The following is a 24,466-nucleotide window of genomic DNA, read 5'->3' as shown; positions in this document are numbered from 1 at the left end:
TGAACTTCAGGATTTTAGTAGTGACACTTACCACATTCTAAACCACCCATTTGAGCAGCCGTAAGCTCTTCTACACCATATTTTTTAGATAACTCTTCATGAATCTTTTCATAGTACTCGTTACCCTCAATTCTGATATTCGTTTCACGGTGACAGTTAATACACCATCCCATAGTTAGAGGCGCATTCTGATATACGATCTCCATTTCCTCGATAGGACCATGACATTTCTGACATTCAATTCCAGCAACACTCACGTGCTGAGAGTGATTGAAGTATGCGAAATCTGGCAGGTTGTGAATACGAACCCATTTAACTGGCTTCTCTTCCCCAGAATAGGTTCTGGTAGCTGGATCCCAACCGGTTGCCTCGTATAGCTTCGCAATCTCCTTATCGTAAAACTCTTTAGAATATTCTTCCGTAGCCGTTTCAGGAGACACTTCAGCAATAGCCTTATGACAGTTCATACAAACATTAAGAGAAGGAATCCCGGAATGCTTAGAAACTCTCGCAGAAGAGTGACAGTACTTACACTCGATCTGGTTATCACCCGCGTGAATTCTATGCGAATAGTGAATTGGCTGAATTGGCTGATACCCCTGGTCAACACCAATCTGCATTAAGAAACCATAAGAGAAATAACCAACAGTAAGCAACACCACGATAGATGTTACCACAAGAAGAAATTGATTCTCTACGAAAGACTGGTATAAAGGTTTAGTTTTAGGCTTTTCTGGAATAGTAATTCCAGAAGCAGAAGCGAAATTTCTTAATGTTTTATTTACAAGGAAAAGCACCACAAGAAGCAGCACCAACACAAATGCAAGAATTCCTAGAATGACATTTACAGAAACACCACCTGATCCTTCACCCCCACCTGCCTGAGCTGCATCTGTAGTTGCCGCTGTAGGTTCTGGCTTAGGCTGCTCAACATAAGCAAGGATATTATCAATATCGCTCTCTGACAATTGAGGAAACGCAGGCATTGCCGTTTGATTCCACTCATTGTAAACTGCGTTAGCTTCAGCATCACCACTAGCGATCAAAGCGGCAGAATTCTGGATCCAGTCATAAAGCCACTCCATTTCATGTCTATCTGTCGCACCATTAAGAGCAGGACCAATAGAATTAGAATAAGGTTTGTGACAGGCTGCACACAATGAATTGAATAACTCTTTACCAGCAGCAGCATCCCCCAGAGAGGCGGCAGCTGCTCCAGCACCGGCATCAGCTTCGCTCGCCTGACCAGATTCAGCCTGAGCTGTAGTATCCTGCGCCGTCTGATCCTGCGCATGCGCGAACAGAGAAAATGTAAATAAGAAAGCTACGCTTAAGAGTAGTTGTCGCGAAATTGAATGGCGGAAAATCACCTTTTTCATATTTTAAGTTCGATTAACGTCTAAACTTTGGTACGGTTTTTACACTCAGTATTTTAGGGCTAAATACCTAAAAAGGTACCTTTAAATTCAGCCACAAAAGTAATACTTATAGACGATTCTAGGAATGTTAGATAAGTGTTAATGGGTAATTTATAATAGTTCTAAATAATATTTTACGAGCTGTTTAAGTTATTATATTTTACATTTGTCAAAAGTATATATGCTATGAAAAAACCTAATATACAGTACTCATTTGCGATTGCAGCTTTTTTCTTTCTTTTTAGCCTGAGTTCCAGCGCTCAACAGGGGAGTGTGGAAATTCAACAAAGCAAAAAGATCGACAAACTATTGGAAGTCAAGAAAGAATTAAACGATAATAATAAGATTGGCGATCGCTTCGTGATTCAGTTATTTTATGGAGATAATGGCAAAGCTAACGAGGTAATTCAGAAGTACCGCAACCTTTACGAATATCCTTCCAAGATCGCCTATGAAGCACCGAATTATAAGGTATGGATAGGTAATTTTAGAAACAGGCTGGAAGCCGACAGAGCACTTCTGACCCTGAAAGAAGAATTCCCTTCAGCTTTTATTCCGAAGCCTCAGAGAAAATAAGAAATTGTACATTACAATCTGACAAGTGGCTCATTGAGCCACTTTTTTTTGTTGATAGATCTTCAGAAAATGAGATGCACAAACAACCTTACCAAAAGTACGTATAATAACATTCTAACCGATAATCCCGGTTTTCAATCAAAGTCACAACAATTTTATTTCCAACTTTACCTTACGTAAAACTTCACAGGAAATTCCGTATTTTCTTTAGTCAACTACTCATACTCTTGTTCGACACCGAACAGCGATAACTCTATAATTCTCTTCTTAGAATAGTACAATACAAAAGCAATGTCGTATTGTGCAAAGGAACCATTTCCTAAAAAGCCTCTGTCTAAGAATTTTAGTTTAACTAATGTTACCGTAAAAAGCCACAATCATAATCCTGGGATCACTCAATAATTAAATTTTAACAATTTGATATGTTCTTTAAAGTCTTATTCGATATAAGAAAAGAAACCTATATGTTACTTCAAGTGAAGTGTAGTAATTCCCCACCAGCCAATGTAGTTTGTTACCCAACTACTCAAATGTGAATCCCGTCTGCAATAGTTTCCAGCCGTTTTCTACTGAAGGATCGATAGAATAACACTACTTAAAGTTTTTGAAAGCGCACTGTTATCCCGAAAATATATTATGAATCACTTTATTGCATTGAGGCGAACTTTCAAAAGCAAGATGAATTAGCATTATCGAATATCATACTACACAATTTATATTACCGAAAATCTGTACGTTTATAATCGATGTATTTATCCATGTACCTTGTGGACACAACGAACAAAAAAAGCGGCTCCAAGAGCCGCTTTTTTCGTTTGAGTATCCTACTCAGTTTATTTTGATTTCAAGGTTTTCTTAACCTCTACTTCTCTAAATGCTTCTACTACATCACCTTCTCTTATGTCATTGTAGTTCTTAATCTGAAGACCACAATCATAACCTTTCTTCACCTCTTTCACGTCATCTTTGAAACGTTTTAATGAAGCTAGTTCTCCAGTATAAACAACAACGCCATCTCTAATAAGGCGTATTCCCGCACTTCTGTAAATAGTTCCTGCCGTTACCATACAACCCGCAATCGTACCAACCTTAGATATCTTAAAGGTTTCTCTAATCTCGGCAGTACCAGTGATCTCCTCTTTAAGTTCCGGTGAAAGCATACCTTCCATCGCATCTTTAAGATCGTTAATCGCATCGTAGATGATCGAGTAAGTACGGATGTCAATTTCTTCCTTATCGGCCACCATTCTGGCATTACCTGCAGGTCTAACATTAAATCCTATAATCACCGCGTCTGATGCTGAAGCTAGTAATACATCACTTTCAGTAATCGCACCAACTCCTTTGTGGATGATATTAACCTGAATCTCTTCCGTAGAAAGCTTCTGGAAACTATCGGTAAGCGCTTCTACTGAACCATCCACATCCCCTTTCAGGATTATATTAAGTTCTTTAAAGTCACCAAGTGCGATACGTCTACCAATCTCATCAAGCGTTATGTGACGCTGAGTTCTAACATTTTGCTCACGTTGTAACTGAGTTCTTCGTGCAGCAATATCTTTTGCCTCACGCTCATCTTCCATTACTTTGAAGGTATCACCTGCCTGAGGAGCACCATCAAGTCCCAAAATTGAGACTGGTGTAGATGGTCCGGCTTCTTTCACCTCGTGACCACGCTCATCATGCATCGCTTTGATCTTACCGCTGTTTCTACCGGCAAGTACATAATCTCCGATCTTAAGAGTACCAGCCTGTACAAGAATAGTCGCAATATAACCCCGACCTTTGTCAAGGAATGCTTCCACCACTGTACCTTTAGCAAGCTTCTTAGGATTCGCCTTCAATTCCAGGATTTCGGCTTCCAGAAGTACTTTTTCAAGTAATTCTTTCACACCAGCACCTGTTTTTGCCGAAATATCATGTGATTGAATCTTACCACCCCAGTCTTCTACAAGAAGATCCATTTGAGCAAGTTTCTCTTTTATCTTTTCCGGATTCGCCGTTGGCAAATCAGATTTGTTGATCGCGAAGATGATTGGAACTCCTGCAGCCTGTGCGTGAGAGATCGCTTCCTTTGTTTGAGGCATCACATCATCATCTGCCGCAATCACAATAATCGCGATATCTGTTACCTGTGCACCACGAGCACGCATTGCCGTAAAGGCTTCGTGACCAGGTGTATCCAGGAATGCGATCTTTTGTCCGCCATCAAGCTCAACTCCGTAAGCACCAATATGCTGCGTGATCCCCCCACTCTCACCGGCAATTACATTCTCTTTACGAACGTAATCCAGCAAGGATGTTTTACCGTGATCCACGTGACCCATTACAGTTACGATAGGAGCTCTGGATACAAGATCTTCAGGATTCTCTTCAACTTCTTCAACAGTTTCTTCTACATCTGCTGTAGTGAATTCAACTTCATAGCCAAATTCTTCAGCAACGATAGTTAATGTTTCAGCATCAAGACGCTGATTCATGGTTACCATCATTCCAAGAGACATACATGCTGAGATAATCTTAGTTACCTGAACATCCATCATGGTTGCAACCTCACTTACCGTAACAAATTCTGTTACCTTTAAGATCTTATCATCAGATTCCTGCTGTGCAAGATCATCTGCGGAACGTTGCCTGTGTTCGTCTCTTTTCTGTCTTCTATATTTAGCACCTTTACCTTTGGAAGATTTACCCTGAAGTTTTTCCAGAGTTTCACGTACTTGCTTCTGTACTTCTTCTTCGGTTGGCTCTTCTTTTGTAATAGGTTTGCTTCTTGCTCTTCCGCCTTTTTTGGCAGCTGCACCGCGCGGACTGTTTCCTCCACCACCTTTTACATCCTTACTGATGCGGCGACGACGTTTCTTACGTTTATCTTTTTCGTCCTTAGATTCGGTTTTCTTCTCGTCCTTTTTCTTTACAGGTTTCTTAAACTGTGAAAGATCGATCTTCTTACCGGTGAAGTTAGGTCCGTCAAGCTTCGTGTAGTTTGTCTTGATTGTATCAGAACCTTCTTCCTTCTTCTCTTCGGTAGCTTCTGGAGCTTTTTCAGTTTCAGCTTTAGCCCCAGTTTTCACTTCTGGCTTCGCTTCTTCTTTTTTAGCAACTGGAGCTTCTTCCTTTTTAGGAGCAGGAGCTTCTTTTTTCTCAGCAGGTTTTTCCGCAGGAACCTCTTTTGGCTTCTCTGCAGATTTTGCTGGTTGTTCTTTTTCTTTAGTAGTCTTCTCCGCTTCTTTGACAGGTTCAGCTGGAGTTTCTTTTACTTCTTCAGTTTCTTTAGAGGCTTCTTCCGTAGGAGCTTGTTCTCCGGGTTTTTTGTCCAGGTCTATCTTACCAACCGTTTTTGGACCGGCAAGCTTAGCTCGGGAAGTAGAAACTTCTTCCTTCTTCACCTCTTCAGCTTTACGCTTTTCCTCTATTTCCTTGCGAAGTTCCTCCTTCTCCTTCTTTCTCTCTTCTCCTACTTCTTTGGAAGCAACCTTTTTACTCTTATCGGTTTGGAACTCGTCAGAAAGCACCTCGTAGATTTCTCCCGAGATCTTGGTAGTTGGACGTGCATCAATCTCGTAGCCTTTGGAAGTAAGATATTCCACAGCCCTGTCTAACGAGATATTGAACTCACGTAGAACTTTATTTAATCGCGTTGTTTTCGCTTCTGCCATAAATTGCCCTCTAAATTAACCTCTTTTAATGTATTCTATATTAAAAAAATATTATTCTTCAAATTCTGAGCGAAGAACCGACATAACGTCTTTGATGGTTTCTTCCTCAAGGTCTGTACGACGTACAAGATCATCAACATCCTGTTCCAATACAGCCTTTGCAGTATCCAGACCAATTTTCGAAAATTCGGCAATCACCCAATCTTCAATTTCATCTGTAAACTCTTTTAACTCCACATCTTCTTCAACACCTTCTCTGTAAACATCGATCTCATAACCGGTTAATTGCCCGGCCAGTCTAATGTTGTGGCCACCTCTACCAATTGCTTTGGAAACTTCTTCCGGCTTCAGCATTACCTCAGCGGTTTTAGCTTCCTCATCCATTTTAATGCTGGTTATCTTCGCAGGGCTCAAGGCTCTAGTGATGAATAACTGCTCATTATTGGTGAAATTGATCACATCAATGTTTTCATTTCCAAGCTCACGAACGATGCTGTGAATACGAGAACCTTTCATTCCCACACAGGCACCAACAGGATCGATCCTATCATCATAAGAATCTACTGCTACTTTCGCTTTTTCACCAGGTACACGAACTACTTTTTTGATAGTAATTAAACCATCAAACACTTCAGGGATTTCCTGCTCGAATAACTTCTCGAGGAAACCTGGTGCGGTTCGGGACATGATGATGGTAGGCTTGTTACCTTTTAACTCAACGCTTTCAATGATTCCACGTACGTTTTCTCCTTTTCTGAAGAAATCTGAGGGAATCTGGCGGTCTTTAGGAAGCACGATCTCATTGCCCTCGTCATCAAGGAGAATGATTGCTCTGTGCCTGATATGATGAACTTCTGCAGTATAAATTTCTCCTTCTAGATCTTTAAACTGCTTATAAATATTCGTGTTATCATGCTCATGGATCTTAGAGATCAGGTTTTGACGCAACGCCAAAATAGCTCTTCTTCCAAGATCAATAAGCTTCACTTCTTCTGAAACATCTTCACCAACTTCAAAATCGGGTTCGATCCTTCTGGCCTGAGTAAGAGAAATTTCTCTATTGGAATCTTCAACTTCACCATCTGCAACAACGATCCGGTTTCTCCAGATCTCAAGATCTCCTTTATCAGGGTTTACAATAATATCAAAATTATCGTCTTCTCCATACTTTTTCTTCAAAGCATTTCTGAAAACGTCTTCCAGGATCGCCATAAGCGTAACCCTGTCTATAAGCTTATCATCCTTAAATTCTGAGAATGATTCAATCAACGCGATATTTTCCATATCAATTTGTGATTAAAATGTTATTTTAACTTTCGCTTCCACAATCTCATCATAAGACAATGTTGCCTCTTTATCAACTGTGACCTTCCCTTTACCTACCGGCTTGGGCTCCCTGGCTTTCCAGGCTAGCTTGATCTCTTTTTCGTCTGCAGCCAAAAGATCTCCTTCAAATTTATCATTTTCAGTTTTCACCTTCAACCTGCGACCTATGTTTTTTCTGTATTGCCTTGGTAAGCTCAAAGGTTCAGAAACCCCTGCAGAAGTCACTTCCAGTGAGAAATCTTCCTCTTCCCTGTCGAGATTATGTTCGATCCCGCGACTTACTGTAATACAATCATTTACTGAAACTCCCTCATCACCGTCTATTACGATCTTTATGTGATTAGCGGAGTTTAGGTCAAGGCTTATTAAAAATAAGTTCTTATTCTCTTCAAAGACCTGCTCTGCTAATTTTTCTACTTTATCCTTCAGCATATGTTTATAAAAAGAGGGGACTTCTGTCCCCTCGCTGTACCAAAATTTTAGTTTCAACGCTGCAAATATAGCAATATTTTTCAAGTATAAAAACGCCAGAGGAAATGAAATATTCTTTGTAAATTTAATAGAGACTTCACCTTCAATCTATTACTTCGAATTATGAAAAATATTCTAGTTCCCACCGATTTCAGCGATCAGGCCGAAAAAGCTCTTAAGGTCGCTGCACAACTAGCCCGAAAATTCGACAGCGAGATCTATTTACTCCATATGCTGGAGCTACCAATGATGTTGATCGACCCGGTGCACGGCAGTAGCCAGAACGTTCCTGAGGCGTTATTTTTTATGAAGCTTGCACATCAAAGATTTTCCAAATTAAAGGCGGCAAACTATCTTGAAGGAATAAAGGTACATGAAACCGTCCAGTTCCACCGGGCTTTCGAAGGAATCATTGAAATTAGCCAGGAGAAGAATTGCGATATGATCGTGATGGGTTCACATGGCGCCAGCGGCTACCAGGAAATGTTCATTGGCTCCAACACAGAGAAGGTCGTTCGTAATTCTGAAATTCCTGTACTGGTCATCAAAAACGAGATCCCAGATTTCAGAATTGAAAATTTTGTATTTGCTACAGACGCAACTTCAGATCAAAAAGACCTGCTTTCCAGGGCCATGAAATTTGCGCGTGCTATCGATACGCAAATGCACCTGTTGTTCGTAAACACGCCCAACGATTTTTTAAGCACTGCGGAAGCTACTAAAAGAATGCTGAAATTCACCGAAGAATATCCCGAGCTGGAAACCAATATTCATATATACAACGACATTAGTGTGGAAAAAGGCATTCTGAATTTCGCCCGTAAGCGGGGAGCAGACCTGCTTGGTATAGGAACTCATGGTCGTAAGGGTCTCGCTCACTTTTTCAATGGAAGTATTAGCGAAGACCTGGTTAATCACGCTAACAGGCCGGTAGTAACCTTTAGAATTTAAATAAATGCTTTCAAAGCTCCATTCTTGATCATATTCCAGAGATAGTTCCAGAAGGATTTAGTTCTGTCCCTGTCTACAGTAATATCTTTGTGATTTGCCTTATTATTCTGCGCTTTATTCTTAACGATAAGGTTCGCCAGTGCAGATACCACTTTGTTCTTCTCTTTTCCATCCTTCTGCAGTACTTCGATCTTAAAATCCTTATACTCCAGGCGCATATCACCCTTAGCTGAATAAGGACCACCTGAAAAATTAAAATACAGATCCTCAATTTCTCCATGAGCCTGCACATTCATGGCAGGTTTCATAAATTCATTGATCTGTTCCGCAGCGATCCTGCCAAGCTCCCCATTTATATTAAAACGATCCTGGGTATCAGCAATATTAAATGACCAATTCACATCCAGAGAAGCAGTTTCCATAAAATCTGCCTGAGCCTTGATCCTGGTTTCCGGGAAATCTTCCCTATCCAAATTAACGTTGGAGATCTGACTTATCTGAAAATTCATATTAGAAAAATCTACAGTTCCCGGCTCGCGATCTGCATGTATCTTTTCTTCGTACTTCAAATACCCGTTAGTAAGACTTATACTGTCAATTTGCAATAGCACAGGCATTTCTCTAAGCATTTGACTATATAAAGGCTTAATACTATTATCATCTGGCTGTAACTTATCCCTGTAGATCACGAAATCGAATTGATCTATATGCGTTAGGGAGTTTCCAATTTTCAGACTATCATTTTGCAGGCTCCAGGTAAGGCCCTGCATTCCAATACTGTCGATCTCAAGATCATACCAGTCGGTTTCCTTACGAATATTCTGCTGATGCTCACTCTTGGAAAATTTTGGTTTAAGCTGAAAATCGGTAATTTTTACATCGTTATTTTTAATTACAAGATCGCCAACATATAATTTCTGAAGATCATTCAGGTCATAAAATAAACTATCAATATTCAGAAGGATAAGATCATAACTAAAAGGAACTGATTCCTTCAGAGAGGTTGAATCAATTCGCACCTGTTCCATGCTGATATCGCGAAGTTTTGAATAAAATCTATGAGTGGAACTATCTTTTTCGAAAATCTTCAGGCTTCCGCCGGACACTTTAACCGACTTGATCCTGATCTTATTTTTAAAACTATTCTGTTTTTTGGAAGAGGACGTATCCTTCTCTTTCTTCGGAAATTTGAAGATCTTTACTTCAGGATTAGAAATCTTCAGATCACCAATGATGATATTCTTGTCAGTTAAATACTCAAGGATCTCGATATCATTTAATCTGATGGTATCAACTTCCAACATTTTACCACGAATACTGATGGCTGCATTGATCACTTCCGCAGAACGATCTAAAAGTTTCACATCGACCTTTTCATAAACCGCATTTGCAGCATCCAGATTTTTCTCGATTCCTTTCTTGATCTTACTTTCCAGAATATTGTTCGCTATCACTAAAATGAGAGCCAGAACTCCAATTGCGATCAAAACTCCAACAGCAATTTTGTTTGATTTCTTCAATTTAACAGTATTTAGGTGAGCCAATTTACTATTCGGCAGGCATGATTCTGGCCGAATTAAGAATATTTAACTTAAAAGATTGTGAGCCAGAAGTTACCAAAGTTAAATATTCGTCAAACTTAATTTTAAACTTTCAAGCTAAGCTTATTGCACGCTATATTTGTAGTGTAATAATTAGAAAAAAATGTTTTTAAAGGTCGGTGTAAAAGTTTTATTTGTAATGGTCGAGTTATTTCTCGGGTTTTACAGTCTTGTAATCAGTGAAAGTTTACTGGTTAAATTTATATTTTTCGTAGTAACTGCTGCGATCGTCGCCTTTGGAATTTTGAAAACGATTAACAAAGTCTTACCAGCTAATGGAGAAATGCTCCAGTTAGGATCGGAAGATGAAGAATAATAATTGAGAAAGAAGAATTAAATCCGTTGATTTGCATCAACGGATTTTTTTTGTCTAAAACTCAACCAATTTAATTAACATGAGGCTCGTTTGTCTTGCAGACACTCATAATCTACATCATCATTTACCCATTCCCGATGGCGATGTGCTTATTCATGCCGGGGATTGTACAGATGGTGGCACCCGGAACGAAACCAATAATTTCCTGAAATGGATGAATGAACAACCTCATCCTTACAAGATCCTTATACCCGGGAATCATGATTTCTATTTTGAAAAAAGGGAATTATTGAAAACAATTCCTGAAGGTATTGAAGTACTCCTTGACCAGGAATTGATCATTAAGGGAAAGAAATTCTGGGGATCTCCGGTAACTCCCGGAATGGAGAACTGGGCATTTAATAGAGAAAGAGGTTTGGCGATGCAAAGGCACTGGGATAAAATCCCGGAAGATACAGATGTTCTAATCACCCACACCCCTCCATACGGGATCATGGATCAAATTGCTTCGGGTGATAGGCTGGGTTGTGAAGAATTGTTGAAAACATTAGACTTCGTTGAGCCTGAAATCCATTTGTTTGGACATATTCATTACTCTTCAGGCTACCTCAAAAGAAGCAAAACTTCATTTTACAATCTCTCGATTCTCGATGAAGCTGGTAGTATCATGCGTTCTCCAATGGTGTTAGATATTTAATCTAAAATTTTTGTAAACAAATTTACAGTTAGGTTAAAAATTTATTAATAAGCTAAGTATTAGATTTTTATTAACAGCTTTTAGCCTGTCTAGTAGTAATTTAGCCATTGTAAATCATACAACAATACACCTAACACCAATTTATAATGAACAATTTTACTACCCCGGAGTTAATTGACGAGGTTAAAAATCTCATTTCTTACAGTATTTCTAACAAAAATCTGGAGTCCTCGAATTTTCAGTTAATGCATAGAGCCATCGTAAAGAAGTATTTTGAAGCTAAGAATGTGCAGATTAACTATGACGAGCAAACTATCGAATTACAATTACCTGTTGGTCAGAAGAAATACACGAACATCACATTCGAATGTATGGACCTGGAAAGATTTTTACAATCCTGTCTTAAGAAGGATGAGAAGAGCATTTTCTTTTATGAAACTATTCTTTCTCACTATAATATTACTTCAGCAGCTTAGTTAACATTCTTCAAGCATTATAAAGTTTCGGTCCCTACACCGAACTTTTTTATTTTATCCCCCTCCTATTTCTTTTAGCTTGTCTACATTCAAAGGTTTCGATAGAAAACCTGCCAATCCAGGAAAATTATCAAATCGTTCTTTATCTGAAAATGCGATAGACGAAGTAACGATGTAAATTTTTGTATGATCGTAAACTTCAGGATATTTAGATTGCAACGCCTCCAGAAACTGCCAGCCATCCATTAATGGCATATTTATATCCAGCAACATCACTGAAGGTAAATTCTCTTTATTGTCACTATAATACTTCAGCGCCTCTTTAGGAAACTGGTAATATTCCGCCAGTTTGAACATCCCAGATTTTTCTATATATCGGCTAATAATCATTTGATAGACCTCATCATCGTCTATCACTGCTATCTTATCTATCATTTAAAAAAAACTTTAAAAGTTGTCCCTTCTCCCGGAGTACTCTCCACATCAACTGAACCACCCATAGCCTCTACCTGGTTTTTTGTAATAAAGAGACCTACACCGCGACCGTCTTTTCTACTGGAAAATGTTTTATAGAGTCCGAAAATCTTCTCACCGTAAGCCTCCATATCAATCCCAATACCGTTATCCTGAACTTCAAGTACCCACCGTTCATTTTGCTGATAGCCAGTAATAATAATTTCAGGAGTTCTGGATTTTTCAGTGTAACGAAGTGCGTTGGTTAGAAAATTTAATAGTACACTTTCCATATAGGCCGCGTTAAAAGAAACCACCATCTCAGCTGGAACTTTATTTCGAATCCTAGCCTCCTTCCTGTTGATCTGCGGAATAAGGATCTCCAAAGTACTTTCCAGTGTTTTCCTAACATTAATGCTTTGAACGCCAATATCCATATTGGTACTAATGGAGACCACTTCGTTCAAATCATGCAGAGACTGGTCGAGATTCCCGGATACTTTCTGAAGCAATTCTATATATTGATCCTTTTCCTCTACTGAATCTTCTTCGGTATACAATTCCAGAATAGATTGCATATTGCTGGCATGAGATCGTAAATTGTGTGAAACTATGTAGGCAAAGTTGAGCAGACGTTTATTCTGCTCCATCACCAATTCATAAGATTTCACAAGGTTGAGCTCCGCCTCACGCTTTTCTGTAATATCCCGAAGGTTCACCACGAATCCATTCACATTTTGAACATCCAGCATATTGGTTAGCGTCGCATTTACCCAGAACCAGTGGTCTTCAGCATTTTTTACCCGAAGGATAATATCTGCAATCGGTAGGTTTGGCTTCGTATAGGAGTACTCGATCTTTTGTCTTAATAGGTCATGATCATCTGGATGAATATAATGCAATACTCCATGAGCGGTAAAATCGATCTCTTCATATTTGGAGACCTTAGCCAGTGAAGGAGAATAATAACGAACGCTATTTTCTGTATCTACGATAAGTATGATCTCATCGCTATTTTCCACGAGGGCGCGGAAGCGGTTTTCATTATCGATCAATAACTGCTTTGCTTCCATCCTGGCAGAAATATCTTCGATAAGTGCAATCTGTGAAGTTGCCTGCTCACCTTCAGCCCATAACGGGGAGACACTTAAATTTATCCATATGATTTCCCCATCGCTTCTAATGAGTCGTTTCTGCAGACTGTATTGATTGATTTCATTATTCCTGAGTTTTTCAATTAGTTCAATATTCCTTTGGTTATCATCGGGATGGGTGATATCAATATGAGATTTACCCACCAGGTAGTCTTCAGGATAACCTAGTAATTGCTGAAATTTCTTATTAGACTCCAGGATGAGCCCGGTGTTCGTATCAAGTCGGGCCATCCCGATCGCTGCCTGATTAAAAATGGTTCTAAAACGCTGCTCACTTTCAGCCAGTTCTCCTGCCTGCGACTTCATACGCTGCTGCATGATAACAGGACGTTCCAAAACCTGGTAGAGAATATAAGCTATCGCACCTCCCAGAAAAATGATTAGTAAGGCAACCGGGATAAGTCTTAGAAATGGCTGGTGTAATGACTGCGGAATAATATATAGACGCCATTCTCCATCTGGGAGAGTAATCACTTCAGAATAACTTTCGTGAAGATCTGGTCTTGACTGCAGGAAAAATTCTTCCTTTTCTGAAACCGGGTTTATCTTTGAAAATTGAAACTGATAATCATCACCTGATAATTCGTGTATTCCCGATTGGTGCATCAAATTATCGAACTTTATGATCACCGCAACGAATCCCCAGAAGTCAGTTTTTACAAAAACAGGTAATCGTCCAACTACGGCAAGACCACCCTGTTTCAGTTCGAACGGACCAGCGAAAAACATACGTTTACGTTCGATCGCTTCAAGGGCTTCCTGATTACAGTTAGGATCCTCAAGAATATTATAATTGATCGCATCCTTGTTCTCCTCAAATGGATATACTTTGGTAATAACACCATCGGGTACGATCTGGATCGCATCAATATTTGGATTGTTATCTACCAGCTGAGATGCAATGAGCTCGAAATTATCAATTTCACCCTTTTCGTCGATTTGCAAGGCTAATGAAAGGGCTGCGGAATAACTGTATTTTAGAGATTGGTCAATATTCTGACCTACTACATCGATTATATGAGACATTTCAGTCTGCCTATCGTCTAACAGGATCTGGTAACGCTGCCAAAGCATAAAAAATCCCAGGATCACGAGCAACAGCGCACTCGCCATGGAGATCAGCAAAAGTTTCAGGTTCAAACCTGGTGAGTTAGGGTGTTGGTTAGTTTTTGACATTCACTGGATTCAGGCCTGCTGAACGAGACTTTGAAATGTTAAGATTCAAATATAGCTAAATATGTATAACTTATTCAGGGTAGAAAAAGAAGTAGTAGTGATATTAAAAAACCCGGCGAATAGCCGGGTTTATGTTTTACAGGAAAGTTTTTGAGAGGACTATTCCTGTTCCAAATTTAGGACCTGCCTGTTGAGATAGCTCCACGGCTAGATTAAGTTTTACATCAACCCATTTTGAGATAAAGCCCACTTCATTGAATAAATAATATTCATCTAAGTTCGGATAGAATTTATCATTGTATGTTCCATCTTTTCTGGTATAAGAAGCAAGAACCCGAAAAGGATACTTTTCTCCATAGGTTAGAAAATCACCCTGAAATCCCAGATGATGAGCAATAAATTTATTGTTGACAACCCTATTCAATTCTTCACTATAATCAAAAAAGGGAGCACCAATTATCTGGTTATTATAGGTCCATCCAGATTTATATACAGAGTTATTAAAGTAGTCACTGGAATTATCCAGATCCAAATGGTTGCTTTGATTACGTGTATAATAAAGTTCATACATTGCACTTCGAATCCACGTGCGATCCTCCTTAGACCGCATATAAAAGGCATATTGGCCATCTGGAGCATTTCCCAGACTACTACCTTTAGGGTCGTCGAAGATGGTATTTATGAAAAAGGTAAAATAATAGTTTTGTGTATCATAATTAGCTTCCAACATGTAACTACCTAAATGGTTACCCAGAGCTACTTGTTGATCTACAACCGGTGCATCGGCATCACCTTTACCTGCATACAAAATCTTCAAATAATCTTCAAAGTCACCGGGCAATTTTCCCTCTGCATTTGAAGTACCACCCCATTGTGCGTAGTGTTCAGCTCCTATCCTAAAGCTTAAAGAACTATTGGGTGCATAAATAAAATGGAGACTTTTATTATGAACTCTAGTGCTCTCTACTGTTCTTTCGTCATTAAGTATATACTCTGCAAATTCAAATTCAAAACCAAACCTTTCTTGCGCACCAAAGAAAATTGGTGCAGCACTGCTAAGTTTAATACCAGGAAAAGCCTGGGAATTTAAAGAGTTTAGTATATGACCATTACTGGCGCTTAAGCCATCAAAGGCAATTGCTTCATGTCGTTTTCCTACAAGAAGATCCAGATATCTTCCATAACCTTGAACAAATAATTCATCAGCATATACTGAACTATCGAATCCTTCACGGTATACGCCGGTTCCACCTGCTTTTAACATGATCCCTTCGTATAAATCTATTTCGAAGCTTGCACCTGCCAGTGTATAAAAGTTAGTTTCTCTATCAACCAGTCCTTTTCTATTGCTATATAACCAGAATGGCAGTTCATTATCCTGACTATAAAATCCACCGGCTTCTAAATTGACTTCAAATTCTGGTGAGTACTGCGCCTGAACACCAAAGAATGGAATTAAAAGAAAGAGTAGTAAACGATTTAAGCCCCGGTACATCGTGAAATTTTCAGGCAAATTAAATCTTTTAAATACTAATTGTTCATAATGTTTTTATAAACTAATCAGGATCAGAATGATTTGGAAAGCTGTACACCAGTTCCAAGGGAATTATGCATAGGCTGGCTAAGATCGGCTCCAATTAAGAGAGAAACGTGGAAATGTTTCAATTGAGAACTTAGTGAGCTAGAAAAGTAGATTTGTTCATTTTCAAGAGAACTATCAGAGTAATTGACCATCGAAACTTTGGTTTTCATTTGAATTGGAAAGCTATCTATAAACTTAAGTTCTGAGTCAATTCCGAAGTGATGAGCTAGAAACTTATCATTGGTAACTGCAGGTATCGATGCATCAAAAGCAAAAAACGGCAACCCGATAATTCTATTATGATAAGTCCAGCCTGATCTGTATGCCTGGAAATTATTGAAATATGCATCTGTATCCTGAGGACCGCCCGAGTTTTTACTCTGGTTCTTAGTATAATAAAACTCATAGAGAATTGCATTCCACCATGCGCCGGGATTACGATTGGATACATTAATTGCATATTTACCATCAGGAATATTAGCGAACCTGCTACCTGAACCATCCTCAAAAAAATGATTATATATCAATTGTACACTCAAATAATTGAAATCTTGTGACAGTTCAGCGGAATATACTGCCAGATGGTTACCTAAGGCATTCTGCCTTTCGCCTTCCACAGAATTTTCACCACCTCCTCTACCAGAAATGACTCTAAAATAATCTGATACTGCCTCTGGCTGATCTCCTGTTTCTGGAGAAGTTCCAGCCCATTGAGCATAATGATCAAGACCCAGGCTCAATTTGAAACCTTGCTTGCTATAATGAAAAGCTAGCTTTTTATGGTGCAATCTAGCATTTGAAACATACCTCGTTTTCTCGAGAAAGAATTCGTCCCACTCAAGTTCAAAACCTAATGCTTTAGACCTTAGTATCCAGAAAGGTTCATTCATACTAAACTGTATTCCAGGTATTGGTCTTGAATTTACAGACCAGGCAAAATTCATATCACTGGCACTCATACCATCATATAGTTCTTTTCGTTGTTTCCTGCCCACAACCAGCTCAATGTCTTTATAATTAATTTCTGCGTAAAGTTCATCCATTTGCAGATTCCTGTAGTACCCGTTTTCATAAAAAACCCCTCCTTGAAGTTTAAAGGTCCAGTCTTCGTTATGCAAGTAGTCAATATAAATAGAACTATGACCTGTAAAATCTGTGTCAATAGACACTCTTGCTCGTGTATTTGAATAAAGCCAGAATGGTAGTTCATCCTGGGAATAAATAAATCCAGTAGCGCTTATATTTCCCCCAATTTGCCACTGAGCTTTAACCTGCTTAGCGAAAAGTAACGCGATTATAATTAGAATTGTTCTCATACAAAAACACCCCGATAATTACGGGGTGATAGCTTTAAATTGTTATACACTAAGATTTCAGTTTTATTTTCAATTTCTCCCAGAAACCTTGTGACTCAACTCCGTAGGCGTAGCCATAAGAATAGCCATATTTCCCGTATCCATAATTAGCAGATTTAACGCTGTTCAATACTAAGCCGGCATTTTTTAGTTTTTGATCGTCTTTTGCATCCCCTATAAAGTTTAGCAATTTTCTCTCGGTGTAATCAGCTCTTACAGAATATAGCGTGAGATCAGCATGTTTGCTAATAAGAAAGGTATCTGCTACTACCATCGCTGGAGCAGTATCAACTAGAATATAATCGTATAAATCTTTCACCTGATCGAACAATTCTTCCAGTCTATGACTTCTTAGTAACTCTGAAGGATTGGGCGGAATACTTCCAGAGGTTAAAATGTCCAGATCTGGATGCAAACTGGAATTTTTAATCAGATCCTGAATATGTAGATTACGATCTACCAGATAATTACTAACTCCCAACCAGGATTTAGCATCTTCCTGGAACCTTTGTAACTGTGGATTTCTAAGGTCGGCTCCCATAATCAACACCTTTTTACCGGTGTTCGCCAGTGTTTTAGCCAGGTTAAAAGCAATAAATGTTTTACCCTCGCCTTTTACTGTGGAAGTCACAAAGATTGTAGTCGCTCTTTGATTGATTTCATTCGAAGTTTCTGCCAGGAAATACTGCAGGTTCGTATGCATCAATCTAAACGATTCGGCCATTACAGAGCGGTCATTCTCCTGAATCAATTCATTCTGACCTTTAGCCAGTCTTGGAATTTCACCAACGATTGGAATATTGAGTCCGCTACTGGTAATATCCTCTTTAGTACGAATTTTATTATTCAATAAGTTTTTTAGATAAACTATCGCAAATGGAATTCCCAATCCGATTAACAAGGCTGTTAGGTAAATACTACGTTTGTTTGGTGAAACCGGAGTACCCGAACTATATGCGGAGTCTACGATCTTAGCTTTAGGTGCAGTGATCGCCAGCGTGAGACTGTTCTCCTCCCTCTTCTGTAATAAGAACAGATATAAAGCTTCTTTAATATTTTGTTGTCTTTCTATTCCTCTGAATTCCTGCTCTTTCCCTGGTACTGCGGAAATCTTTCCTCCTATAACTGCAGATTGCCGGTTAAGATCATCTCTGGCAATTCGGAGATTAGTCTGTACGTTTTGAATACTGCTGAAGATATTATTTTTTAATTGTTCAATTTGAGTATTCAGGTTAATAACAACCGGGTTCTTTTCTGTACTCCCGGCCAATATTCTGTCTCTTTGCAAAACCAGTTCATTGTATTGAGCAATGTACTCGTTGAGTCCCGATCCTTCAAGGCCAAGATTGGATGGTAGTAGATCTGAATCATTCTCCTGATTCATGAAATTCAGCATAGATTTACTCAATTCCAGCTGAGTCTCGATTTCCTGCATTTTCTTATCGAACTCGCTTGCGCTTTCAATAAATAATTGTGATTCAGACTGAATATCAGTAAGATTGTTGTCCTGCTTGAATTCTTTTTTTCCACTTTCTACAGAGTCAAGTTCACCGGTGATCAAGGCCAGTCTTTCATCTATAAATTGCGCTGTATTTCTTGCTACCAGATTCTTATCCTCGATAGCCTGCCTATTATATTCAAAAATTAGTTGATCCAGAATATCCTGAGCTTTCTCTTTGATAGGATCGTTTAATCCTAAATTAACCAACGTCGAATTGTAATCCTCCAATTTCACTTGCAATTGAGAACGGTACGAATTTGCGAGACTCACCGGATCATTGAAAACAACTTTTAAAGGATAATAGTTGAAGTTCTCAATGTCAATTCCACTAGAATTATCCCGTACTACCAGTGTAGTTTCTCCAATCTCAAATGCTTCTCCTAAATTTGCAATATAACTTTGTTGGTTAGAAAGATTAGTGATCGTGATGGCCCCCTGAATTGGTTTTGAGATTTGCAGGTTAGGCAGTGTTTCCTTCCCAGAATTTTTATTCAAGATTTCTACTAATAAAGGGCTTCCCTGGTATATTTCTGTAGTACGCACATTGCCTTCGGCATAATAGGAAGTAGTGAAATTGAGACTTTGCATTACATCCTGCATCAACTCTCTACTTTTCAGAATCCCCAGTTCATTCTCAATGCTGTTTGATCCCATTCCACTAAACATTCCAAGATCCTGCATCATTGCAAATTCAGAACCTCCTCCACTGTTCTCATCTTTGATGATAATGGTTGCTGAAGTACTGTAAATAGGCACGGTGTAACGCAGATTGATATAGGCAATAAGCAACGAAAAAATTACCGAGGCGACAAACCAGGGCCAGTATCTTAAATATTTTTCTGCTTCATCCCTGAGATTGAGTTCATTTTGATCTTTGGTTGAAGGGCTTTTAGATGTTTGGGACATATCTAATTGGTAAGTAAAATTACTAAGGAAATTATTACTGAAAATATGGACAGGTAAGTGGAAGCTGTTCCCAGATAACCAGCGGTTTGTCTTTTAGGACCGTTAGGATCTATATAAACAACATCGTTTTGTTGTAAATTATAAAATGGTGATTCCAGTATTTCAGGATTAGTTAGATCCAGATATTCATGGACTATTTTGTTATCATTCTGGCGCATTACCAACACATTTGTTCTATCTCCACTCAATGGAATATCCCCCGCAAGTCCCAATGCCTTGGAAAGACTAATATGATCATCCTGAATACTAAAAGTTCCCGGGTTTCTCACCTCTCCCAGCACGCTGATCTGAAAATTCAGAATACGAACATTTACGATAGGATCCTGTACATAAACCTCAAGAAGTTCCTTCATCTTCAGAGATAGTTCCTGATTGGTATAACCTTCTACCGCTATCTTCCCAAGAACAGGAAATTGAATAGTTCCATCATTTGCGACCAGGTAAGTCTCCAATTCCACATTGGCTGCTGATGCACCTTCAGCCATACTCCCTACAGATTTGGTTAAGTTAAAAGGCAGTGCCGCTTCCTGTTCTGGGGCAGAAACTCTGATAGTCAATACATCATCGGGCTGAATCTCCAGATTATTACCGGGATGTAGTTCATGAACCTGATCCAAACCCTGAAAATATGAGATATTCTTTTTACTAACACAAGAGCTTAATATGCCTAACAGGCAGATGGAGAAAAACAGTCTACGAATCATGAAAAATTTAAATTTACGCCGCAAAAATAATAGGTTGAGATTTAATTGTCAGTTAAATTTTAACTTAATTTTAGTAATCCAATATTGGACAGAAGTATCACCTCAGGTGCTTAGAAGTTCATATTCCGGATGAGCCCGCGAATCTGTACTTTAATACCTTTCTTCGTCAATCGTGTTGAAAGCACCCGATACTTGCGATTTTTCCGAAGGTATTCGAATACTAATGCTATTACCACGAATAGAACCAGCATAATGAGACTCAGATAAATACTGCTGATAATCTTACTAAGCATCATAAACAACCCGATAATTAGAACATTAATAAAACCAAGCAATACACTGGCTTCCTTATGACTTAATTTATTATCTAATAAAACATGATGTAGATGATTTCTATCAGCTTCAAAAGGAGTATTTCCCTGGGAAAGTCTTATAAGGATGACTCTTCCAGTATCATAAACAGGTAGAAATAAAATAGCGATAAGAAATAATACACGATTTTCTGGCATAAAACCCTCTTCCAGTAATGTAGCAGAGTTATCTCTTACTAATAATTTTAGAGCAAGAAAAGCAATTAAAAATCCGATTGTTAAAGATCCTCCGTCACCCATAAAAATTTTGCGATGACCCCCTGAAAAATTGTAGCGCAAAAATGCCGCAAGTAAGCCAACTACGGTAACACTTATTAGAACAAAATATGGTTCTGAGATAAGGTAGAACATCACGGCAAAGGAAGTACATATTACGATCCCGGCTATTCCCGCCAGACCATCAATGCCATCTATAAGATTATACGCATTAATCAATGCGATTACCACAAATAATTTTAGAATATAACCCAACCAATAAGGTATTTCAGTAATCCCTAAAAATCCATGCAAATTAGTTAACTCCAACTCCGGTGAAAAAATAATAAATCCAGCCGCAAACACCTGGCTCACGAATTTTAATCTGGCCGAAGAAACCACCAAATCATCCTTTAATCCCGCCATAAATAGAAAAGTGAGACCTATAATAAGATGATTCCCGGTATAGGTGATACGCAGGCTTTGCAGAATACTTATGATAAGTATTAGCACCAGAAAAAAGGCTACTCCTCCAAAGGAAGGTACTTCTATTTGATGAGAACTGCGATGATTGATTTCCTTTACCAATTGTTTTTCTTTAGTTACCCAAAGTACTTTAGGAATAAAATACCAGGTAAGGATAAAGGCAAGCAGGAAAGTACCTGCCGTAAAAAAACCGTAATAGCTTTTGAAAAGTTCGAGGATGACCTCCTGATCTAAAATATTCATTGGTGTAAAGTTTTCTGGTTAGTAATTAACCTGAACCTGTAGGGAAGAAAGGTTTAAATGTATTTCTAAAAAAACTGGGAAATCTTTGATAAGTTCTTTTGGAGAAGAACGCTGTAAGGATTGGTAATTTTATTAGTCCTTAACGCCCTGAGATCTTCCATGGATTTTAGCTTGATGTTTTTAAGACTTCGGTTACTTGCCCCACCCACTCTCATTTTCATAAGAACTTCTGGTATATACTTAAAGCTTAAGCTTGAATCTGAAAATACCCTCAGAATAAAATCATAGTCTGCAGCAATGCGATATTTCAAATCGAAGTTTCCGTGTTTTTCATAAACCTCAGATCTTAGAAACAGGGTGGGATGGGCCGGCATCCAGCCTTTTCTTAACAACTTCGAGAAAAACTGCTCACTTTTCCAGAATCTAATTCTCTTGTTAACATCTGTTTTGCTAACATATTCCAGATCACCATAAACACCATCTACCTTTTCATTCTTAAACTTCTGAACCATTTCAGAAATTATTTCTGGTGAAGCTAAAAAATCATCGGAATGTACAAAACCAATAATATCACCACTCGCAAGAGCAACCCCTTTATTTAGAGCATCATAAATGCCCTGATCTTTTTCTGATATTATTTTTAGTTCCCTGCCGTAATTTTCCTTGATTAGTTTTAGAGTGTTATCGCTGGAACCGCCATCGATCACCACCCATTCTATATTCAGATAGGATTGGGTAGCGATAGATTTCATTGCAGTAAAAATATTATCTGCGCTGTTATAGGTTGCGGTGATGATTGTAACTTTCACTTTATTTGTTATCTGTCTTTGTTGAGAGTTTTACTGTAATTTTAAAATTATCAGACTAAGTTAAGTCCTTAATCCTATCTCTGATACCTTGTACCATTACTAAGAGGCATTAGCCGATGTAGCAATCTCATCCACTATTCGGGGTCTAACCTTAACAGCAGGATTCCCCTGATAAACTTTATAAGCCTCCAGATTTTTGTTAGCCACTGAACTCACAGAAAGAATGCTATGACTCTTACAAATTACCCCGGGACAAACCACAGACTGCGCTCCGATCCATACCCCATCTTCCAGTGTAATATTCTGTACTATCAGATCGAAAGTTAGTTTTTTATAGTTGTGGTTCCCGCAAAGCAACATAGCTCCCTGGGAAATACAAACATTACTACCAATCTTCACTTCGCCTAAATTATCTATCCAGACTTTCTCTCCTATCCATGTGTGGTTCCCAATTTCCAGTTTCCAGGGATATTTAATATTTACCCCTGGCTTTATCACGACTCCTTCACCTATTTTAGCTCCAAATAACTTTAATAATGCCACTTTTAACTCTGAAGAAGGATTTAAGGAATTCTGAAAAAAGAGTACGTTAGTCAAATACCAGAGCAGAATCTTTAGTCTCCCACCGGGTTGGTACCAGCTATTATTGTATTTAGAAAGATCTGTTTTCACTTTGTTATTAACCGTAATTTAAAATGGCCTATTGAAAGTTTTGCGTAGAATTTGATTTAAAGAAGCCGTAAAATTTTAGGTTGTTTGGGCTAAACGGATTTTTCTGCTTTCATTACTTTTGGAAGCAAGTTCCTAAAATTTAAGCTTCAAGTGAAAAATTCAGCAAAGCTTTCATAAGCCTAGACTTTTTTGGTTATTTTTTGGGCGATGCAAAAAAGAACATATAGTATCATCCTAATTGGGAATGAAGCTTCCTTTTTGTACCTCATTGTTTCTTAGAAGTTTCTCAAAATAAGAAATTGTCTTCACTAATCCCTCTTCTAAATGAACCTTAGGTTCCCAGCCATTTAATTCCTTTTTCGCCAGGTCTATAACCGGTCTTCTTTGCGTAGGATCATCTTTAGGAAGCTCTAAGTGAATAAGCTTTGAAGAAGAACCTGTGAGTTCTATGATTTTTTCTGCTAACTCGATCATGGTGAATTCTCCCGGATTACCCAGGTTTACCGGACCTATAAAACCATCCCTACTATTCATCATTCTAATCATTCCCTCCACCAAATCATCTACATATTGAAAACTTCTGGTTTGAGTACCGTCTCCAAAAATGGTAATATCCTCACCTTTTAAAGCCTGAACGATAAAATTGGACACTACACGCCCATCTTCCGGATTCATATTAGGGCCATACGTATTAAAGATCCTGATGATCTTAATTTTTACCTGGTTTTGCAGATAATAATCCATAAACAAGGTTTCTGCGCAACGCTTGCCTTCATCATAACAAGACCTGGTTCCAATTGGATTTACATTTCCCCAATAAGATTCCGGCTGTGGATGAACGGCAGGATCTCCATAGACTTCACTGGTACTGGCCTGCAAGATCTTCGCTTTAACCCGTTTAGCAAGACCAAGAGTGTTTATGGCTCCCATTACTGAAGTTTTGATCGTCTTGATAGGGTTATACTGGTAATGTACCGGAGAGGCGGGACAGGCCAGATTATAGATCTCATCTACTTCAGCATAATAAGGTTCGGTAATGTCATGTCGCACCAATTCAAAGTAAGGGTTATCGAGTAATTCGATAACATTTTTTTTACTCCCAGTAAAATAATTATCCAGGCAGATGATTTCGTTACCTTCATCTAATAATCTTTTACATAAGTGTGAACCGACAAAACCAGCACCGCCGGTAATTAATATTTTTATCATGGCTTTTCTGACTATATGCTTTAAGCTTTAGGCTCAAGCTATTTATTATAATATTTTTTTCCTTTGGACGCAGCTACACAAAATTGTTTCTTTTCCGCA

Annotated in this window: 20 protein-coding genes; 5 read left to right on the top strand and 15 right to left on the bottom strand. The window is 38.6% G+C overall.

What is annotated here, in order from left to right:
- Positions 1–14: 14 nt before the first annotated feature.
- Positions 15–1,379, bottom strand: coding sequence for a c-type cytochrome (locus ACNI3T_RS09295; RefSeq protein WP_418227557.1), 1,365 nt, complete (start codon positions 1,377–1,379; stop codon positions 15–17).
- A gap of 225 nt (positions 1,380–1,604) precedes the next feature.
- On the opposite strand from ACNI3T_RS09295, the gene ACNI3T_RS09290 reads away from it, so the two are divergent.
- Positions 1,605–1,994 (top strand): SPOR domain-containing protein, encoded by a 390-nt coding sequence (locus ACNI3T_RS09290; protein ID WP_418227556.1) that lies wholly within the window; start codon positions 1,605–1,607, stop codon positions 1,992–1,994.
- Between the two features lie 833 nt (positions 1,995–2,827).
- Here ACNI3T_RS09290 and infB read toward each other — a convergent pair.
- From infB to rimP, 3 genes are read right to left on the bottom strand one after another with little or no spacing between them, the layout of a single operon-like run.
- Positions 2,828–5,653: a translation initiation factor IF-2 gene (gene infB / locus ACNI3T_RS09285; protein ID WP_418227555.1), complete on the bottom strand. Its 2,826-nt coding sequence runs from the start codon at positions 5,651–5,653 to the stop codon at positions 2,828–2,830.
- 51 nt (positions 5,654–5,704) lie between these two features.
- The gene (gene nusA, locus ACNI3T_RS09280) at positions 5,705–6,937 is read right to left on the bottom strand and encodes a transcription termination factor NusA (RefSeq protein WP_026914123.1); all 1,233 of its coding nucleotides are present in this window, start codon (positions 6,935–6,937) and stop codon (positions 5,705–5,707) included.
- 12 nt (positions 6,938–6,949) lie between these two features.
- On the bottom strand, positions 6,950–7,411 hold the full coding sequence (rimP, locus tag ACNI3T_RS09275) for a ribosome assembly cofactor RimP (RefSeq protein WP_418227554.1): 462 nt from the start codon (positions 7,409–7,411) through the stop codon (positions 6,950–6,952).
- A gap of 162 nt (positions 7,412–7,573) precedes the next feature.
- On the opposite strand from rimP, the gene ACNI3T_RS09270 reads away from it, so the two are divergent.
- A complete protein-coding gene (locus ACNI3T_RS09270) occupies positions 7,574–8,401 on the top strand; it encodes a universal stress protein (protein WP_418227553.1) in 828 nt (275 codons plus the stop codon).
- On the opposite strand, the gene ACNI3T_RS09265 is transcribed toward ACNI3T_RS09270, so the two are convergent.
- The gene (locus ACNI3T_RS09265) at positions 8,398–9,921 is read right to left on the bottom strand and encodes an AsmA family protein (RefSeq protein WP_418227552.1); all 1,524 of its coding nucleotides are present in this window, start codon (positions 9,919–9,921) and stop codon (positions 8,398–8,400) included. The genes ACNI3T_RS09270 and ACNI3T_RS09265 overlap by 4 nt on opposite strands.
- Positions 9,922–10,105: 184 nt before the next feature.
- On the opposite strand from ACNI3T_RS09265, the gene ACNI3T_RS09260 reads away from it, so the two are divergent.
- The 3 genes from ACNI3T_RS09260 (at position 10,106) to ACNI3T_RS09250 (ending at position 11,491) form a co-directional block, all read left to right on the top strand.
- Positions 10,106–10,318, top strand: a complete 213-nt coding sequence (locus ACNI3T_RS09260) for a hypothetical protein (RefSeq protein ID WP_322301141.1) — start codon at positions 10,106–10,108, stop codon at positions 10,316–10,318.
- A gap of 79 nt (positions 10,319–10,397) precedes the next feature.
- The gene (locus ACNI3T_RS09255; protein WP_418227551.1) at positions 10,398–11,015 is read left to right on the top strand and encodes a metallophosphatase domain-containing protein; all 618 of its coding nucleotides are present in this window, start codon (positions 10,398–10,400) and stop codon (positions 11,013–11,015) included.
- 146 nt (positions 11,016–11,161) lie between these two features.
- Entirely contained in the window at positions 11,162–11,491 is a 330-nt protein-coding gene (locus ACNI3T_RS09250) for a hypothetical protein (RefSeq protein WP_322301143.1), read from the top strand.
- Positions 11,492–11,545: 54 nt separating this feature from the next.
- On the opposite strand, the gene ACNI3T_RS09245 is transcribed toward ACNI3T_RS09250, so the two are convergent.
- The 10 genes from ACNI3T_RS09245 to ACNI3T_RS09200 form a co-directional block, all read right to left on the bottom strand.
- Positions 11,546–11,926 (bottom strand): response regulator, encoded by a 381-nt coding sequence (locus ACNI3T_RS09245; protein ID WP_418227550.1) that lies wholly within the window; start codon positions 11,924–11,926, stop codon positions 11,546–11,548.
- Entirely contained in the window at positions 11,923–14,274 is a 2,352-nt protein-coding gene (locus ACNI3T_RS09240; RefSeq protein ID WP_418227549.1) for a PAS domain S-box protein, read from the bottom strand. The genes ACNI3T_RS09245 and ACNI3T_RS09240 overlap by 4 nt, the downstream gene beginning before the upstream one ends.
- Before the next feature lie 136 nt (positions 14,275–14,410).
- On the bottom strand, positions 14,411–15,787 hold the full coding sequence (locus tag ACNI3T_RS09235; RefSeq protein WP_418227548.1) for a capsule assembly Wzi family protein: 1,377 nt from the start codon (positions 15,785–15,787) through the stop codon (positions 14,411–14,413).
- Positions 15,788–15,840: 53 nt separating this feature from the next.
- On the bottom strand, positions 15,841–17,172 hold the full coding sequence (locus tag ACNI3T_RS09230; RefSeq protein WP_418227547.1) for a hypothetical protein: 1,332 nt from the start codon (positions 17,170–17,172) through the stop codon (positions 15,841–15,843).
- Between the two features lie 49 nt (positions 17,173–17,221).
- A complete protein-coding gene (locus tag ACNI3T_RS09225) occupies positions 17,222–19,618 on the bottom strand; it encodes a GumC family protein (RefSeq protein ID WP_418227546.1) in 2,397 nt (798 codons plus the stop codon).
- A gap of 2 nt (positions 19,619–19,620) precedes the next feature.
- Positions 19,621–20,382, bottom strand: coding sequence for a polysaccharide biosynthesis/export family protein (locus tag ACNI3T_RS09220; protein WP_418227545.1), 762 nt, complete (start codon positions 20,380–20,382; stop codon positions 19,621–19,623).
- 110 nt (positions 20,383–20,492) lie between these two features.
- Positions 20,493–21,677, bottom strand: coding sequence for an MraY family glycosyltransferase (locus ACNI3T_RS09215; protein WP_418227544.1), 1,185 nt, complete (start codon positions 21,675–21,677; stop codon positions 20,493–20,495).
- 65 nt (positions 21,678–21,742) lie between these two features.
- Positions 21,743–22,486 carry a glycosyltransferase family 2 protein gene (locus ACNI3T_RS09210; RefSeq protein ID WP_418227543.1) on the bottom strand — a complete coding sequence of 248 codons (744 nt, stop codon included), beginning with the start codon at positions 22,484–22,486 and terminating at the stop codon, positions 21,743–21,745.
- Between the two features lie 99 nt (positions 22,487–22,585).
- Positions 22,586–23,158, bottom strand: a complete 573-nt coding sequence (locus ACNI3T_RS09205; protein ID WP_418227542.1) for a WcaF family extracellular polysaccharide biosynthesis acetyltransferase — start codon at positions 23,156–23,158, stop codon at positions 22,586–22,588.
- A 234-nt stretch (positions 23,159–23,392) separates the two neighbouring features.
- The gene (locus tag ACNI3T_RS09200; RefSeq protein ID WP_418227541.1) at positions 23,393–24,367 is read right to left on the bottom strand and encodes a UDP-glucuronic acid decarboxylase family protein; all 975 of its coding nucleotides are present in this window, start codon (positions 24,365–24,367) and stop codon (positions 23,393–23,395) included.
- Between the last annotated feature and the right edge of the window lie 99 nt (positions 24,368–24,466).

The organism is Christiangramia qingdaonensis (genome assembly GCF_048381525.1).
Lineage (GTDB): Bacteria > Bacteroidota > Bacteroidia > Flavobacteriales > Flavobacteriaceae > Christiangramia.
Note: the sequence above shows the minus strand (reverse complement) of the source record. Positions and strands in the feature narration are given on the sequence as shown.